We start from the raw sequence: 16,341 nt of genomic DNA on the forward strand, positions 1-16,341 counted from the left end.
ACATCGGGGATAACGGGGATGCCGCTGCTTAAAGTAGTGCGCGCGGCCTTCCCGTGGTTGCTGATCTTGCTGGTATTTCTGGTTATTATTACCTATATCCCGGCGATTTCAACATGGTTGCCAACCTTGTTGATGGGCCCGGAAAAAGTGATGAATTACTAAACCTCATCACATCACTTGACCTTCAAGGGGCATTCCGGTTGCGGAATGCCCCTTTTTTCATTTGTAAAATTGCATGGCTGCCATTCCCCCTTCGTGATTATGCCCATTTGAATGCAACAGATTTTTATGGATAATAGACACCATTGAATCGTTTCAAACAAATCAGGCAGGCAAAACGTCCCCTCCCCGCCATCGGGAGACGTTTATCATTCGGGAAAACGGCCACCGCCGCCCGAAAACCCGTCCGCCCGAACACGACCATTAACCTGCAAACGTTATTAACCGTGATGACAAACCGGGATCGGACCGCCCCATGAACAGCCCTGCCATGCCGTTAAATACCAAACGGCTTGCCATTTTGCTGGCCGCATTAACCGCCATTGCGCCCTTTGCCATCGACACCTATTTGCCCGCCATTCCAGCCATGGCAAAGGATTTTGGTGCGCCCATTCACGATGTCGAAGTTTCCATCAGTTGTTTTCTGATCGGCTTTGCCCTTGGCCAGCTCATTGGCGGCCCCATGTCGGACCGCATCGGTCGCCGCCCGGTCGCCCTGACCGGCCTTGCGATTTATGTTTTTGCCAGCGCGATTATTTTAACGGTGCAAAGCCCGCTGGCCCTTAACATCATGCGGTTTGTTCAGGCCATTGGCGGCGGGTTTGCCCTGGTGATTGTCGGCGCATCCATCCGCGATCTGTTTGATGGCAAGGAAGCCGCGCGCATGTTTGCCCTGGTTGCGGTGATCATGATGATTGCACCGCTGGTCGCCCCCACAGTCGGGGCGGCGTTGCTCAGCTTTTCACACTGGCGGTCAATTTTTGTGCTGCTGGTGGTTTACGGCAGCCTGATGCTGGTGATTGTGTGGATGAAACTGCCCGAAACCACCAAATTGCGGCCGCGTTATGCCGGCCCGGCGCGCCGGGTGTGGTGGACCTATCTGGAAGTTTTACGCACCCGCAATGCTGTTGGTTTCATGCTGGCCCATACCGGTGCCAGTGCGGTGATGTTCAGCTTTCTTACCGACTCTCCGTTTATGTATATCGACTATTTCGGTGTCGAACCGGCCCATTTCCCCTATCTGTTCGGGGCCAATGTGCTGACGATCATTTTTTGTAACCGCATCAATAACCCGCTACTAAAACGCATGGAATGCCATCAAATTCTGGCAATCGGTGTCAGTGTACAGTTGGCGGCAGTCGTCGCTTTATTTATTACCTGCAATTTTTTCACACCGTCGCTTTACATCGTTGTCCCGCTGATCATGATTTCGGTTGGCGCAATTGGCCTGACAGCGCCAAATGCCACTGCATCCTTTATGCAGTATTTCCCCCATATCGGTGGCACGGCAACCGCCCTTATGGGCACGATGCAGTTTTCATGCGGCGCGCTTGCCGGGGTATTTCTGGGCTGGTTGCATGCCTTTGAAAGCAGCCTGTGGCCGGTCACGACCTGCATGCTGGGATTTGGCATTTTCGCCAATATCATGACCCATCTGGTGGCCAAACCCAAACCCGCCACCGAAAATACCGCCATCGCCACCTGAAACAACAGGGCCGTCACGGCCCTGTTTCCCGTTTCTGTTCTCGTCCCCTCTGCCAATGATAAATTACGGATGTGAGCCTTATGCCCCTGATGAATTTTAACGGCTGCGGGCAGGTTATGGCGCGCTATAACAACTGGCAAAACCAGGTTCTGCTTGATTTGTGCGATCAGATTGACGATGTCGCCCGCAAACAGGATCGGGGAATGTTCTTTGGCTCGATCCATGCCACCCTGAACCATATTCTGTATATCGATCAGCGCATTCTGACATTGCTAAACGGGGATAATCCCGGTGCCTTCACCCCCGAAATTATCCTTGCCGATGACTTTGCAACCCTGCGCCGCCTGCGCCTTGAAACCGATGCCGCGATTGAGACCATCGCCACGATTGATGCCCCGTCATGGCAGGATAAAACCCGCACGCTGGCCGATGTAACCGGCAAGATACGCGATGTGCCGTTACAGGTTTTCTTCCTGCAAATGTTTAACCATCAAACCCATCACCGGTCACAAATCACCAGCGAGCTTCATAAAATGGGCTTCGATTACGGGGTAACGGGTATGCCGTTTACACCCGACATGCCAATCTGATTTTCAAAAAACACAACAGGAAAACGCAATGCCATTAATGGATTTTAACGCCTGCGGGCAGGAACTGGCCCGTTATAACAGCTGGCAAAACCGGGTTCTGTTTGATTTATGCGATCAGATTGGCGATGACGCGCGGCGGCTGGACCGGGGCATGTTTTTTGGTTCGATCCATGCGACGCTGAACCATATTTTATATATCGACCACCGCATTTTGACCCTGCTAAACGGGGGCAATCCCGGTGCTTTTACCCCGAAAATTGTCATGGCCGATGATTTTGCCGATTTGCGCCGCCAGCGCGTGCAAACCGATGCCAAACTGGAAAACCTGACCAGCGGGGATGACCTGGCATGGCAGGATAATATCCGCACGCTGGCCGATGTGACCGGCAAGGTGCGCGATGTGCCTTTGCAGGTGCTTTTCCTGCAAATATTTAACCATCAAACCCACCACAGGTCGCAAATCACCAGCGAACTGCATAAAATGGGCATTGATTACGGCATTACCGATATTCCGCTCACCCCGAACATGCCGTTCTGATTGCGGCCCGCGCCAGTTAACGCCCCTGAAAGACCGGCTTGCGTTTTTCGAGGAACGCCGAATAGCCTTCCTCGAAATCGTCGCTGTCAAAGGCCAGATAGGCCTCGTCAAATTCACGGGCTGAAATGCTGCCGCCTTCGGTCAGCCGGTTGATCATTTTTTTATGCATCCGCTGGCTGATCGGCGCGCCGCGCGCGATCCGGTTGCTGACATTGGCAATTTCCGCATCGAACTCATCCACGGGCACAACCTGGCTGATCAGGCCAATATGCAGGGCGCGGCTGGCATCAAACATTTGCCCTTCAAACAACACTTCCATCAAAGTGGCACGACCCAGCACATCAAGCAGAATTTGCAGTTCCGGATAGCCCAGTGTCGCGCCCAGTTTCATGGGTGGCATCATGAAGCGGGCATCGTCGGCGGCAATGCGAAAATCGCACGCTGCTGCCAAAACCATTGATGCACCGACGCAAACCCCGTCAATCGCGGCAATAACCGGATGAATGCAGGATTGAATGTTTTGCAGTGCCTCGGCATGCAGCAGGCCGTAATCGCGGGCCTTGTTAAAGCCGCGTCGTTCGCGCACAAATTCATGAATATCAGCACCCGCGCCAAACCCTGCCCCGGCCCCGCCGCGAATAACCACACAGCGCAAATCGTCGCGCGCGCCCAAATCGACAATCATGCGCGAAAGTTCGGCCCACATCGGTTTGGTCAGCGCATTTTTGCGTTCGGGCTGGTGAATGGTAACGGTGGCAATGCCCGCATCGATATCGGCAATCAGCCCGGCTTCTGTCATCATAGCATTGCCCCCTTTAAACAAATGATTCCCAACGGTTATCGATAACGCGATTTGCGCCACTTGCCAATCCGCCGCAGGTTAGCCGTTACAATAAATTACAATTAGGGGATGTGCACCCTCAATTCCAACCAACCAAAACGCCCCTGCACACGCCCGAACGCCCCCTTGCGGCATATATCTATGAAACATAAAATTGTTTTCGGCTTGCCATTCCGCGCATGCGATGGCCGGTTTTGGCCTCTTTGCACAACAAATTGCCATTCCTGACCATTCGGTCAGCGGCTTTTCTTTGCGCTTTGCCCCATAAAAGGCTAAGACGGGCGCGTTATCCGAGCCCAGAGGAAATACAGCCATGTCAGATCAGTCCAAAACCGCTTCGCATTGTTCATATGCCGCCAAAACGGTCGCCCGTATCCTGCTTGATATCGGTGCTGTCAATTTTCGGCCCGAAGAACCCTATATCCTGACATCCGGCTGGGCCAGCCCCACCTATATTGACTGCCGCAAACTGATTTCATTTCCGCGTGCGCGCCGCAAAGTGATCGACCTGGCCGCCCGTCTGATTTCGGACAATGCCGGTTACGAACGGTTTGATGCGGTGGCCGGTGGCGAAACGGCGGGTATCCCCTATTCTGCGTGGCTGGCAGAGGCACTGGACCTGCCGATGCAATATGTGCGCAAGAAACCCAAGGGTTTTGGCCGCAAAGCCCGCATCGAAGGCGACATTCACGAAAACCAGCGTGTTTTGCTGGTCGAAGACCTGGCAACAGATGGCGCATCAAAGGTTAACTTTGTTAATGCCATCCGCGAAGCCGGTGCCGAATGCAAACATGCCTTTGTGGTGTTCTTTTACGGCGTGTTCCCCAACGCGCTGGAAGAACTGAAAAAAGACGATATCGAACTGCATTACCTGTGCACCTGGCACGACGTGCTGGCCGTGGCCGAGGAAGGCGAATATTTCAGCAAGGAAGCCATTGATGGCGTGCGCGATTTTCTGGCCAACCCGATTGGCTGGTCGAAATCGCATGGCGGCAAACACGACTGATTGGTACCTCTTTTGCCAACACAAACCGTTTTCAAGGCCGCCCCCGCCCGGGCGGCCTTTTGCATGGCAGCACCCGGGCGTTGCACCGGGGGCGAAATTCAATCACATTGTAAGGTAATGATAATTTACCGGGTCCGCCCGCGCGACGGAGGCATAAATGCGTAAACTGATCGGGATTTTGCTGTTAGCCTGGGTCACCCTGACATCGGCCAGCATTGCCCAGGCCAATGAAACCCTGAAAATCGGCATCAGCGGCTATCCCGAAACCCTGCATCCGTCCTTTTCGTCCTCGGCCGTGCAATCCTATATCCTTGGCTTTGTCCGCCGCCCGATCATGGTTTACAATCATGACTGGAAAATCGCCTGTATGCTGTGCGATACGGTGCCGTCATTTGACAATGGCCTTGCCAAAAAGGTTCCGTTGGCTGACGGCAAGGAAGGGGTTCAGCTTAGCCTGTCGCTGCCGCAAAACGCCAAATGGGGCGATGGCGTACCGCTGACGACCAAAGACGTGGCCTTTAGCATCGCGGTTGGCCAGAACACAAATGTTGCCGTTGCCGACAAGGAAGTTTTCGACCGGATTGTTGATTTTAACGTCGTTGATGACCATCATTTCACCGTCACGCTGGACCGGATCGACTACACCTATAACGCCTTTATGGGTGTTGAGATTTTGCCCGCCCATCTGGAAAAACCGGTATTTGACCAAGACCCGGCGACTTATCAAAAACGCAGCCTCTATGTCACCGCCCCCGCCACACCCGGCCTGTGGTTTGGCCCCTATCTGGTAACCAAGGTGATTACCGCCAGTGCCGTGATGCTGGAAGAAAACCCTTATTGGTGGGGCAAAAAACCGCAAATTGCCGCCATTCAACTGCGTAATTTTGAAAACACAGCTGCCCTTGAGGCATCGCTTCGTGCGGGCGAAATTGACTACACACCGGGCGAGGTTGGCCTGTCGCTGGACAAAGTCATCGGTTTTGAAAAACGGTTCGGCGACCAGTATGATATTTCCTATAAAAAGGGCCTGTCGTTTTATCATCTTGACGTCAACACAGACTTTGCCCCGTTAGGTGACCGCCGGGTGCGCCAGGCATTGCTTTATGCCATCGACCGCAACGAGATTAGCCAAAAGCTGTTTGCCGGTAAAAACGCCCCAACGCTGGATTTCATCCACCCCGACGACCCGGTTTTTACCGATGATGTACCGCATTACCCGTTTAACGCCGCCAAGGCCGATGAACTGCTAAACAATGCCGGATGGGCGCGAACGGGCAATGCGATGCGCAAAAATGCCGCGGGCGATACCCTGCATTTCACCCTGTATGGTGCCACCGAAAGCAGCACCGGCCAGCTCATCCAGCAGGTATTACAAAACCGCTGGAAACAGGCCGGTATTGATGTGGATATTTTAAACCAGCCCGCGCGCGTTTTATTTGGCGAAACCTTGCCGCACCGTAAATTTGATGGCGTGGCGATGTTTGGCTGGATATCGGCGCCGGAACATTTACCCCTGACCATTTTAAAATCCGACCAGATCCCAAGTGCCAAAAACCATTACGAAGGCCAGAACTATACCGGGTATAACAACCCCAAGGTCGATGCCCTGATTGATCAGATCGAACTGGAACTTGATTTTAACAAGCGTGTGCCGCTGTGGCACGAACTACAAAAAATCTACGCGGCCGACCTTCCCGCCCTGCCCCTGTATCATGGTGAAAGCGGTTTCATTTTTCCCAAATGGCTCAAGGGCATTCGCCCGACGGGCCATATGTATCCCAGCTCGCTTTGGGCTGAGCAATGGTATCGCACGGATCAATAAACAGACATGCGGCGTTTTATCTTCAATCGGCTTTGGCAAACGGCACTGGTCATGGTGCTGGTGTCGTTTGGGGCCTATGTGCTGATCGGGCTGATGCCCGGCGACCCGATTGATCTTATGATCACGGCAAATCCGGCGATCACATCGGCTGACGTTGCGCGTCTTAAAGGCCTGTATGGCCTGGACCAACCCCTGATGCTGCGCTGGTTGCACTGGTTATGGGCGGCGATTAATGGCGATTTTGGCTATTCCCGCCTGTTTACCCAGCCCGTCACCACCTTGATTGGCCCGGCATTGGTCAACAGCCTGAAACTGATGCTGGCAAGCTGGGCGTTATCGCTGGCAATTGCCCTGCCTGCCGGTATTTATGCGGCGTTAAAACCGCAATCCTTTCGCGATTACGCCATTAATCTGGCGGCCTTTGCCGGTGTGTCGATCCCGCCTTTCTGGCTGGGGCTGGTGGCAATTCTGGTTTTTGCTGTCACCCTGCACTGGTTGCCCGCAGGCGGCACCGGCCAGCTTGACAATGCCAGTGGCTGGGGCGGGTTACGTTATATGATTTTGCCCGTCGCCACCCTGACCATTGCCAGTGTCGGGTCGCACATTCGTTTTGTCCGTGGATCGATGATCGAAGTCATGCGTCAGGATTTTATTCGCACCGCACGGGCCAAGGGGCTTTCAGAGCGCGGCGTGGTCATCCGCCATGCCTTGCGCAATGGCATGATGCCGGTTGTGACCCTGCTGGGGCTGGAATTTGGCAGTTTGTTTTCGGGTGCCTTAATTACCGAAACCCTGTTTTCATGGCCGGGCATGGGGCGGCTTATTTATAATGCCGTGATCGGGTCCGATTACAATCTGGCAATGGCGGGGTTGATGCTGGCAACACTGGTAACCTTGATTGGCAATTTACTGGCCGATATTGGCTACAAGCTGCTCGACCCACGGGTGAAACTGTCATGACCCAACCGCGAAAAGGAAGTGCTGGCGCCCACCCCCGGCCCAAATCGGCCAGCCCGTGGCGCCTGGCCGCACAGCGGCTTTCGCGCCACAAGCTGGCATGGGTCAGCCTGCTTATACTGGTGCTGTTTGCCGTGGCGTCCCTGTGTGCGCCGGTGGTGGCCCATTTCCTGGGCACAGACGCGCAGGCGGTCGATTTGTTTTCGCGCTATGGCCCGCCCGGCCCCGGTCATCCGCTGGGTACGGACGAACTGGGTCGTGATGTACTTTTGCGCCTGTTATATGGCGGGCAGGTCTCGTTGATGGTGGGGGTCAGCTCGGCTTTATGTGCGGCGGTTATTGGCACCATCATTGGGGTGATCGCCGGGTTTCGCGGCGGCTGGATTGACAGTTTTTTAATGCGCTTTACCGACGGGGTTATTTCCCTGCCGCTGCTGCCATTGTTAATTGTGCTGGCCGCGATTGACCCCGGAAAACTCGGCATTCCGCGCGATATTATCAATGGCGAAAGTTTCAGCCTGTATCGCATTATCCTGATCATTGCCCTGTTTGGCTGGACAACCGTGGCACGGCTGGTGCGCGCGGCAACACTGGCCCTGCGCGAACGCGAATTTGTGATGGCGGCCCGCGCATTGGGCGGTGGGCCCGTGCGCATTGTTATGCGCCACATTTTGCCTAATGTTATCACGCCCATCATCATTGCCACCACGCTGGCAGTGGGCAATGTGATATTGATGGAAAGTGTGCTGAGTTTTTTGGGGTTAGGTATTCAGCCACCCGTCCCTAGTTGGGGCAATATGCTGACCCACGCGCAGGAATTTATCTGGGATGCGCCGCTATTGGCCCTGTGGCCGGGATTGCTGATTTTTATCACCGTTATTGCGGTAAACTTTTTGGGCGACGGCTTGCAAGACGCGCTGGACCCGCGCGCAGATACCGACACCATGCCTGAAACTGGACAGAACGATACACAGGCGGCACAATGGAATGATCCAAGGGAAACAACGTCATGACGGCGATGCCCCTGAATCGGGGCGACGCAACCGGTGGGCAAAGGAACCTTGCATGACATATCGCGGCATATTTCGACGGCTCGTTGCGCTAGCGGGTTTGGGTGCCCTTGGGGCAATTGCGGCCTGTGCGCCGACCTATCCACCGCAACAAACCACCGCAGCAGCCCCCGCCCCGTCTGGTATCGTCACACCCTGGAGCTGGAACGTACAAACACCCCTGGCGGCACAACCGCAAACAATGGCCCCCACAGCGCAGGCTGCACCGCGGGCCCCCGTTGCATCTGGCCCGCTGGCAAATGATGCGGTCCTGCCCGCAACGTCCATGCCGGTCGAAAGCATTGCGTTGTCGCCAGCACAAAAAACCGAACTTGACGAAGCCCGGATCGCCCTTGGCATACTGGACCGCATGGCAAACCGCTGCCTGACCGAGGCCGATGCCGCGTCTTGCACAACATTGCAGGTCAACTGGCCCAATCTTTCGCGGCAATTACGCCAAAGCCTGGCTGTGATTTCAGGGCAGGATTTTGCCGACCCCATTGTTCCGCAAACCGGCAACAGCTTTCCGGTGACATCCCCCCAAATGGGGAATGTGCCGCGCCGCCCGTCGGCCACCCCCCCGTAAATGGCACCGTCCATGCAAAAGGAAATTCCGCTATCGCCCGGGGGTTAAACACCCCGATGTTTAACCCGGCATATCAAAAATTCCGCCCTGGCGACCTTGTGTGAACAGATTGAATTTTCAGTCCAATGCCCGTACCATTTGCATGCATTCTACTATTTGCGGGTAGGCTGGCAGGTTTTTAAGTGCTGTTTTGAGATAGAACAAAGTTAACGTCAAATCGCTGGTTTATCCTGCCTTCATCATTATCGCCCGGTTGTTTTAACCCTTTGTCCGGGCTGCGCAGGAAGGAGCTTCTGGCAGATGTTTCGTGATATGCTTGTTCACATCGACAATACCAAACCGTGCACCGAAAGGTTGTCGGTTGCGCTGACGGTTGCAAAGGCACACAAGGCCCATCTGACCGGGGTTTATGTTTTGCCGCGCGCCGAAATTCCGCGTTTCATGGAAGTGCAGATTTCGGCCGACATCATGGAAGCCCAGCGCCGCACCATCCGCGAAGGTGCCGCCGAAGCCAAAGCCGTTTATACCGAAGCCTGCGAAAAAGCCGGTGTATCGTTTAGCTGGCAAGAAGCAAACTGCCTGGCAACCGAAATTGCCGACACCGTTGCCATGTATGCCCGCCACCATGATTTAACGGTTCTGGGCCAGTATGACCCGGAAAGCTCGGACCCGTCATCCACCTCGGAAATGCCGGACAAGGTTATTTTGACTGCCGGTGCGCCGGTTCTGGTTGTGCCGCGCTATGGCAAATACGAAACTGTTGGCACCCGTGTCATGGTGGCGTGGAAGCCCTACCGCGAAGCCGTTCGTGCGGTAAATGACGGTATGTCATTCCTTGAAAATGCCAAATCGGCACTGGTTTTATGTGCAGACCCCAACAAGGCCGCGCGCGATTCCATCCCGGTTCCCGGTGTGGACATTGCCGACCGTCTGGCGCGCCACGGCGTTAATGTGCGCAAGGAAACCATGAATGCCGAAGGTATCAGCGTTGGCGACCTGTTATTGTCGCGCGCGGCGGATGAAAGCATCGATCTGATGCTGTGCGGGGCCTATGGCCGCCCGCGCCTGCGCGAATTGATGCTGGGCGGGGTCACACAACACCTGCTTAAACATATGACGGTTCCTGTGCTGTTTTCGCACTAATACCAGTTCTCTATGAGGAAGACTCATGGGGAACTGGTCAGGCGCGACGGCGCCGCGCGGCTTGTGCCGCGAAAGGCAAGGGGTTCAGAGAAGCCCGCCCGCCGACTGACGGCCTCATTGATCGGTTTCGATCAATGAGGTTTGGTATAAGCCTGTATTCCATCCCAAATCGACCCTTTCCGCAAATCCGCAAAACGGCCGATCGCAAGATTGGCCGTTTTGCCTTTTGTGCGCGTTTTCAATGCAAACGGGCCCCTTCCCAACAAAGGCGGATGCCCGTTTGCAGGTTTGCGGTCTGTCGTGCCAGCACCACGCGCACAGAACATTCGGTTCTTTGGTGCAAGAAATGATTTCCCGTTGCGTGCCAAGCCGATACAGTCGGCGCAAACAGTTTTACCCGCTTTACGAGGTTCGCCATGACGACCATCACCGACACCACCCCAACCACAGAAACAGCGGCCACGACGGCCTTGGGCAATTCAGCCGCCAGCCGCGATATTGCCAGCGTTTTGCACCCCTATACCAATTTCACCGCCCATGAAAAAACCGGCCCGATGGTGATTACCAAGGGCAACGGCATTTATGTCAGCGATGATACCGGCCGCGATTATATCGAAGGCATGGCGGGCCTGTGGTGTGCGTCATTGGGGTTTAGCGAAAAACGGCTGGTGGCAGCGGCGACAAAGCAGCTTGAAACCCTGCCGTTTTATCACAGCTTTGCCTCGCGCAGCACCAACCCGACCATTGATCTGGCGGCAAAACTGCTGGAGCTGGCACCGGTGCCGATGTCGAAAATATTCTTCGCCAATTCCGGGTCCGAAGCCACCGACAGCGCCATCAAGATGGTGTGGTATTATCACAATGCCATTGCCCGCCCGGAAAAGAAGAAAATCATTTCGCGCAAACGCGGCTATCACGGGGTTACGGTGGCTTCGGCCTCGTTAACCGGTCTTCCGGGTAATCATAAATTGTTCGATTTACCGATCGACCGCATTTTGCACACCGAAACCCCGCATTTCTGGCGCGAAGCCCAACCCTATGAAACCGAAGAAGATTTTGCCACCCGCATGGCCGAATCGCTCGAAGATCTGATCCAGGCCGAAGGCCCCGAAACAGTCGCCGCCTTTATCGCCGAACCCATCATGGGGGCCGGCGGTGTGGTGGTGCCGCCGCGCACTTATTTTGAAAAAATTCAGGAAGTGCTTGACCGGTACGACATCCTGTTTATTGCCGACGAGGTCATTTGCGGCTTTGGCCGCACCGGGCGCATGTTTGCCACCGAAACCTTCCACCTCAAACCCGATATGATCACGGTGGCAAAGCAGCTTTCATCGGCCTATCAGCCGATTTCAGCGCTGTTTATAAATGAAAAGATTTATCAGGCCCTGAAAAAAGGCGCGGATGAAGTCGGTGCCTTTGGCCACGGCTTTACCTATTCCGGCCATCCGGTTGCCGCCGCTGTTGCCCTTGAAACCCTTAAAATTTACGAAGATGACGGTATTATTGACCATGTTCGCAGTGTGATGGGGCATTTTCAGCAACGCCTGCGTGATTTGAACAAATTTGAAAATGTTGGCGAAACCCGGGGCAAGGGCCTGATTGGGGCGTTTGAACTTGTGGCCGACAAATGTGCCAAAACGCCCTTTACCCCAACCGGTTGGGCGGGCAAGGCCGTGGCCGAGCTGTGCCTGGAACACGGGGTTATTTTGCGCGCAATGGGCGACAGCGTTGCCATGTGCCCACCGCTGATCATTACCGATGCGCAAATTGATGACATGTTTGATGGCATCGAGGCCGCGCTGACCCAGTGGCAAAAGGCAATTTAACCACCGAACTTAACCTGTGAAGACCCGGTTACCTCAAGGCCCGCCATTGTGTGCGGGCCTTGAGGCGGTTTTGGCTGCAAGGTGGTTGCCCAATGCCCCAAACCCCGGCAATCCATGCTGCATTGCCGCGACTCTGCCACGCGGTTTGTTGCGCCCATGTCGGACCTGAAATTTGGCATGGTTGCGGCGACATAACCGCTCCGTTGTCTGATTTTTCGCACATAACCCTGTGTTCCGCGCCGAGGTTTCGCACATTTCGTGCCATTTAAACCATGCATGCGTGCCATGTGGGCAAAATTACGGCTGTTGGGCTTGCCAAACCCGGCCATTGCCGCCAAATTGGGGATCAGGGGCGAGATCGACACACAACAGGATGGAACGCCTTTCTGCCAGCACGGTACGGGATGATCTTGGAATCGCTTAAAAATTTGATGCGGGTCAATGCGGGCGACCCTTAAATGGTCAATAACCGCACCACACCCCCGGACAGGATGCGCCCGGAAATGCTGTTCCCGCCCGGTCAGAATGACCGGCAGGATAGATAAGGACCTTCGCGGGATGTACCGCATACCGACCGTGAAGCGACAGGCGAAAGATGCAAAGATGAATTATAACAATTTCTTCAAAGACGCGCTTGGTGGCCTGAAGGCTGAAGGCCGCTATCGTGTGTTCGCCAACCTTGAGCGCATCGTCGGTGAATTTCCGCGCGCGTGGCTCCATACCGGCAATGGTGAAGATCCGCGCAAAATTACAGTGTGGTGCTCAAACGATTATCTGGGCATGGGCCAGCACCCCAAGGTGCTTGAAGCCATGCAGTCCGAAATCACCGGTCAGGGTGGCGGTGCCGGTGGCACACGCAATATTTCCGGCTCCAACCATGTTCATGTCACACTGGAAGAAGAACTTGCCGATCTGCATGGCAAGGAATCTGCTCTTTTGATGACATCAGGCTACGTCGCCAACTGGACGACGCTTTCCACACTGGGCACCAAGCTGCCCGATTGCGTGATTATTTCCGACGCGTTCAACCATAATTCCATGATCGAAGGCATGCGCCATTCCAAGGCCGAACGCCGGATCTGGAAACATAATGATGTTGAACATCTTGAACAAATTCTGGCTGACCTTGGCCCCAACCGCGCCAAGATTGTCGCCTTTGAATCGGTTTATTCGATGGATGGCGATATCGCCCCGATCCGCGAAATTCTGGATCTGTGCGAAAAATACAACGCCCTGTCCTATCTTGACGAAGTCCATGCCGTTGGCATGTATGGCCCGCGCGGCGGCGGTGTTGCCGAACGCGATGGCGTGATGGACCGGGTTGATATTGTGCAGGGCACGCTGGCCAAAGCCTTTGGCGTTATTGGCGGCTATATTGCCGGCAAAGCCGAAGTGGTTGATTTCGTGCGCAGCTTTGGCAACGGCTTTATCTTTACCAGTTCCCACCCGCCCAGCATTGCGGCAGGGGCCCTTGCCAGCATTCGCCATTTAAAAGAAAGCAATGTAGAACGCGAAGCGCAAAAGGAACGCGCCGAAACTCTGCGCCAGCGCATGCGCGATGCCGGTTTACCGGTAATGGATGCCCCCAGCCATATCGTGCCGCTTATGGTGGGCGATGCCGCCATGTGCAAGGAAGCCAGCGACCGCCTGCTGTATGATCACGACATTTATGTTCAGCCGATCAATTATCCGACCGTACCGCGCGGCACCGAACGCCTGCGCTTTACCCCCGGCCCGCTACATAATGATGAATTGATCGACCATCTGATCAATTCATTGCTGACCGTCTGGGGCCAGTTGGGCATTCAAAAAGCCGCCTGACCCCATAACGGTTTTGCAATAAACCGTGTGCGCATAACAGTTTCAAACCCCGTCCTTGTGGCGGGGTTTTTATTTGCCTGCACCCCAGCCAACCACCTGTTTCCCACTTCCATCTTCGCGGATTTTGGAACCGACGACACGGCAATGCCCGATACATCTTATCGCAGGCACCTTTGCATCTTTGTCCTGTTTGCAATTGCGCATCTTGGCTCTATATTCTGGTAGTGGAAAATAATTGCAGCTCCTCAATCTACTTGCAATTAATAACCGTTCGCGTTAACGTCGGAACCTGAAACGGATCGGGAACCGCCATGTATACGGATAGAACCTTGCTGCCCAAAGAATGTCTTCGCCTGTGCGCGCTTGGAACTTTGGCCCTGTCAGACAAACCGATCAGCTATGCCGATCTGGCCAATCTGGTGCGGCATTTTACGGCCCATATCATGGGGCCGTCGCTTGATATGATGGGCTCGTCGTTACAGCTTTTGAAGCTGGAAGGGCTGGTACGCGAAACCTGTGGTGCGGGCGGCAAAGGCGAAGGAGAACTGTCGCTTACTGATGCCGGGCGCAAAAAATTTGATGAATTAATGCAAGGCACCCTGCGCGATACCTCGGGCGAGCTTTCGCGTCTGGTGATGGCGCTTAAAATGCGGTTTTTGCATTTGCTTGACGCCGAAACCCGCCGCGACCAGATTGAAATTCTGCAAGATGTCTGCGAGCTGGAACTTGACCGCATGCTGGTTCTGCGTGAACAGCATGAGAACGATGTCGGTGCCTTTGTCGGCTGGATTGACATGGAAGTCTCTCGGCTGCGGCAAAAACATGCATGGCTTACCAGCCTGTTATAAGGCAGACCGTTGGCCTCCGAAGCTAATCCGGGATGGTATGGTAACAAGGGCGGCCTAACCCCGGAGCTGCTTTGATTATAGCCTGTTGCCAGAAACCCTGAAATTACACGCGCCCCTACGTAAATCCCAGCGCCCTGTCAGTCCCGTTGCCCTCACTGCCCCCGCTCCCCTCCCCGGCACAACCGCCCACGGGCCCCCAAGTGCCGGGCCCCATGTTACCCCCAGATAATTTTATAAAACAGCGGCGGAACAAACCCGCCGATGGCACATTTGTACAATCAACATGGCCAATTTTGGCTACCGGCGCGCAAATGGCCCGCACTAAAAGCTTACCTTCACCGCACGCTCTGCTATCGCACAGACAAATAATGACATTTCAACTTTCGCTGTCAAAAAACAGCCATCATCAGGCAACACATTGCGTTTTATGGACCTTTTCGCCAACTCATCCGGCTTTAAACTTGACCGTTAAAAGTACATGAATAAATTCAACGCGAAGAACGTTTTCAACACCGCCTGATGTTGCGAAAAGGTGACATGATGCCTGCCGCCTGTGCCCGCCATGCCGTATATAGTGCCTGTAGTGAAAGTGCTTGAATATGTCCGATACCAATATGTCGATACCGCGCGAAACCACTTCTGATTCAACCCAAAATTTTGGTACCGACGGAATTACCCCGATGGGCAGGCCAAGCCGGATTGCCCGGTTTTTCATGGCAATCGTTTCCTGGGCGGAGCGCCTGAATGTTAAATATGCAAAACTGGGAAACCCGCCGGTTTATGACAATGCGACCTTTCCATGGGCCGCCGATATTGAAAAAGAATGGCCTGCCATTCGCAAGGAACTCGACGAAGTTTTAAAACGCCAGGACGATCTTCCATCATTTCAGGACATCTCGACCGACGTCAAAACCATCTCGACCGACAAGCACTGGAAAACATTTTTCATTCTGGGTTTTGGCGTGAAGTCGGAACAGGCAATTAAAACCTGCCCGGAAACCTGGCGGATCGTTAACAAGATCCCCGGTTTGACCACTGCGATGTTTTCGATCTTTGAACCGGGTAAACATTTACCGCCGCATCGCGGCCCCTATAACGGGGTTTTGCGCATGCATCTGGGACTTATCGTGCCCGAACCGGCCGATAAACTTGCCATTCGCGTCGACAAACAGGTTTGTCACTGGCAGGAAGGCAAGGTTCTGATTTTTGATGATGCCTATAACCACGAAGCATGGAACCACACCGACAAAACGCGGGTTGTGCTGTTCGTTGATTTCGAAAAACCGCTAAAATTTCCGGCTAATCTGGTGCATTCCATCTTGATGAACCTTGCGATTTTCACGCCGTTTCTTAAAGAAGGGCTCGATAATCACAAGCAATGGGAAAAGAAATTCTATGCCGAGGCGGAACAGCTGCGCAACCAGCCCAAAGACTGATACCAGATCTCACTGAGGATGACTCATGGAGGTCTGGTTTGGCGCGACTGCGCCGCGCGGCCTGTGCCGCGAAAGGCAAGGGCTTCGTAGAAGCCCGCCCGCCGACTGAGGGCTGCATTGATCGGTTTCGATCAGTGCAGTTTGGTATGATCTGTCAAAAATCGCGCATCTTG

General features: G+C 54.4%; 14 protein-coding genes. 13 read left to right on the plus strand and 1 reads right to left on the minus strand.

The genetic code is table 11. The annotated features are described in order from the left end of the window. The first annotated feature begins 475 nt into the window (after positions 1 to 475). From TMES_RS17265 to TMES_RS17275, 3 genes are all read left to right on the plus strand, one after another. Complete coding sequence (locus TMES_RS17265; RefSeq protein ID WP_085584857.1) at positions 476 to 1,705, plus strand: multidrug effflux MFS transporter; 1,230 nt, start codon at positions 476 to 478, stop codon at positions 1,703 to 1,705. Between the two features lie 80 nt (positions 1,706 to 1,785). Then, positions 1,786 to 2,295: a DinB family protein gene (locus tag TMES_RS17270; RefSeq protein WP_085584859.1), complete on the plus strand. Its 510-nt coding sequence runs from the start codon at positions 1,786 to 1,788 to the stop codon at positions 2,293 to 2,295. Between the two features lie 28 nt (positions 2,296 to 2,323). Then, the gene (locus tag TMES_RS17275; protein WP_085584861.1) at positions 2,324 to 2,833 is read left to right on the plus strand and encodes a DinB family protein; all 510 of its coding nucleotides are present in this window, start codon (positions 2,324 to 2,326) and stop codon (positions 2,831 to 2,833) included. Positions 2,834 to 2,849: 16 nt separating this feature from the next. Here TMES_RS17275 and TMES_RS17280 read toward each other — a convergent pair whose 3' ends face one another. Beyond that, on the minus strand, positions 2,850 to 3,635 hold the full coding sequence (locus tag TMES_RS17280) for an enoyl-CoA hydratase/isomerase family protein (RefSeq protein ID WP_085584862.1): 786 nt from the start codon (positions 3,633 to 3,635) through the stop codon (positions 2,850 to 2,852). 352 nt (positions 3,636 to 3,987) lie between these two features. Between TMES_RS17280 and TMES_RS17285 the strand changes: the two genes are divergently transcribed. The 10 genes from TMES_RS17285 to olsC all read left to right on the plus strand — a co-directional run bounded on the left by TMES_RS17285 (position 3,988) and on the right by olsC (position 16,168). Further along, a complete protein-coding gene (locus TMES_RS17285; RefSeq protein WP_085584864.1) occupies positions 3,988 to 4,680 on the plus strand; it encodes an orotate phosphoribosyltransferase in 693 nt (230 codons plus the stop codon). Positions 4,681 to 4,837: 157 nt separating this feature from the next. Continuing rightward, the gene (locus tag TMES_RS17290) at positions 4,838 to 6,502 is read left to right on the plus strand and encodes a peptide ABC transporter substrate-binding protein (protein ID WP_085584866.1); all 1,665 of its coding nucleotides are present in this window, start codon (positions 4,838 to 4,840) and stop codon (positions 6,500 to 6,502) included. 6 nt (positions 6,503 to 6,508) lie between these two features. Next, positions 6,509 to 7,462 carry an ABC transporter permease gene (locus TMES_RS17295; protein WP_085584868.1) on the plus strand — a complete coding sequence of 318 codons (954 nt, stop codon included), beginning with the start codon at positions 6,509 to 6,511 and terminating at the stop codon, positions 7,460 to 7,462. Next, entirely contained in the window at positions 7,459 to 8,472 is a 1,014-nt protein-coding gene (locus tag TMES_RS17300; protein WP_085584870.1) for an ABC transporter permease, read from the plus strand. The genes TMES_RS17295 and TMES_RS17300 overlap by 4 nt, the downstream gene beginning before the upstream one ends. A 52-nt stretch (positions 8,473 to 8,524) precedes the next feature. After that, complete coding sequence (locus TMES_RS17305) at positions 8,525 to 9,094, plus strand: hypothetical protein (RefSeq protein ID WP_085584872.1); 570 nt, start codon at positions 8,525 to 8,527, stop codon at positions 9,092 to 9,094. Positions 9,095 to 9,394: 300 nt separating this feature from the next. Next, the gene (locus TMES_RS17310) at positions 9,395 to 10,237 is read left to right on the plus strand and encodes a universal stress protein (RefSeq protein WP_085584874.1); all 843 of its coding nucleotides are present in this window, start codon (positions 9,395 to 9,397) and stop codon (positions 10,235 to 10,237) included. A 416-nt stretch (positions 10,238 to 10,653) separates the two neighbouring features. Further along, entirely contained in the window at positions 10,654 to 12,063 is a 1,410-nt protein-coding gene (locus TMES_RS17320) for an aspartate aminotransferase family protein (RefSeq protein WP_085584878.1), read from the plus strand. Positions 12,064 to 12,666: 603 nt separating this feature from the next. Then, the gene (hemA, locus tag TMES_RS17330; RefSeq protein WP_085585102.1) at positions 12,667 to 13,884 is read left to right on the plus strand and encodes a 5-aminolevulinate synthase; all 1,218 of its coding nucleotides are present in this window, start codon (positions 12,667 to 12,669) and stop codon (positions 13,882 to 13,884) included. A 311-nt stretch (positions 13,885 to 14,195) separates the two neighbouring features. Beyond that, a complete protein-coding gene (locus tag TMES_RS17335) occupies positions 14,196 to 14,732 on the plus strand; it encodes a hypothetical protein (RefSeq protein WP_085584882.1) in 537 nt (178 codons plus the stop codon). Between the two features lie 599 nt (positions 14,733 to 15,331). Then, complete coding sequence (olsC, locus tag TMES_RS17340; protein ID WP_085584884.1) at positions 15,332 to 16,168, plus strand: ornithine lipid ester-linked acyl 2-hydroxylase OlsC; 837 nt, start codon at positions 15,332 to 15,334, stop codon at positions 16,166 to 16,168. Positions 16,169 to 16,341 lie beyond the last annotated feature (173 nt).

It is taken from the genome of Thalassospira mesophila, assembly GCF_002115755.1.
GTDB lineage: Bacteria > Pseudomonadota > Alphaproteobacteria > Rhodospirillales > Thalassospiraceae > Thalassospira > Thalassospira mesophila.

Bases quoted from the DNA above. Each gene is read 5' to 3' on its own strand.
- TMES_RS17285 (WP_085584864.1), top strand. From the start codon at position 3,988: ATGTCAGATCAGTCCAAAACCGCTTCGCATTGTTCATATGCCGCCAAA.
- TMES_RS17275 (WP_085584861.1), top strand. From the start codon at position 2,324: ATGCCATTAATGGATTTTAACGCCTGCGGGCAGGAACTGGCCCGTTAT.
- olsC (WP_085584884.1), top strand. From the start codon at position 15,332: ATGTCCGATACCAATATGTCGATACCGCGCGAAACCACTTCTGATTCA.
- TMES_RS17335 (WP_085584882.1), top strand. From the start codon at position 14,196: ATGTATACGGATAGAACCTTGCTGCCCAAAGAATGTCTTCGCCTGTGC.
- hemA (WP_085585102.1), top strand. From the start codon at position 12,667: ATGAATTATAACAATTTCTTCAAAGACGCGCTTGGTGGCCTGAAGGCT.
- TMES_RS17270 (WP_085584859.1), top strand. From the start codon at position 1,786: ATGCCCCTGATGAATTTTAACGGCTGCGGGCAGGTTATGGCGCGCTAT.
- TMES_RS17305 (WP_085584872.1), top strand. From the start codon at position 8,525: ATGACATATCGCGGCATATTTCGACGGCTCGTTGCGCTAGCGGGTTTG.
- TMES_RS17280 (WP_085584862.1), bottom strand. From the start codon at position 3,635: ATGATGACAGAAGCCGGGCTGATTGCCGATATCGATGCGGGCATTGCC.
- TMES_RS17310 (WP_085584874.1), top strand. From the start codon at position 9,395: ATGTTTCGTGATATGCTTGTTCACATCGACAATACCAAACCGTGCACC.
- TMES_RS17300 (WP_085584870.1), top strand. From the start codon at position 7,459: ATGACCCAACCGCGAAAAGGAAGTGCTGGCGCCCACCCCCGGCCCAAA.
- TMES_RS17320 (WP_085584878.1), top strand. From the start codon at position 10,654: ATGACGACCATCACCGACACCACCCCAACCACAGAAACAGCGGCCACG.
- TMES_RS17290 (WP_085584866.1), top strand. From the start codon at position 4,838: ATGCGTAAACTGATCGGGATTTTGCTGTTAGCCTGGGTCACCCTGACA.
- TMES_RS17265 (WP_085584857.1), top strand. From the start codon at position 476: ATGAACAGCCCTGCCATGCCGTTAAATACCAAACGGCTTGCCATTTTG.
- TMES_RS17295 (WP_085584868.1), top strand. From the start codon at position 6,509: ATGCGGCGTTTTATCTTCAATCGGCTTTGGCAAACGGCACTGGTCATG.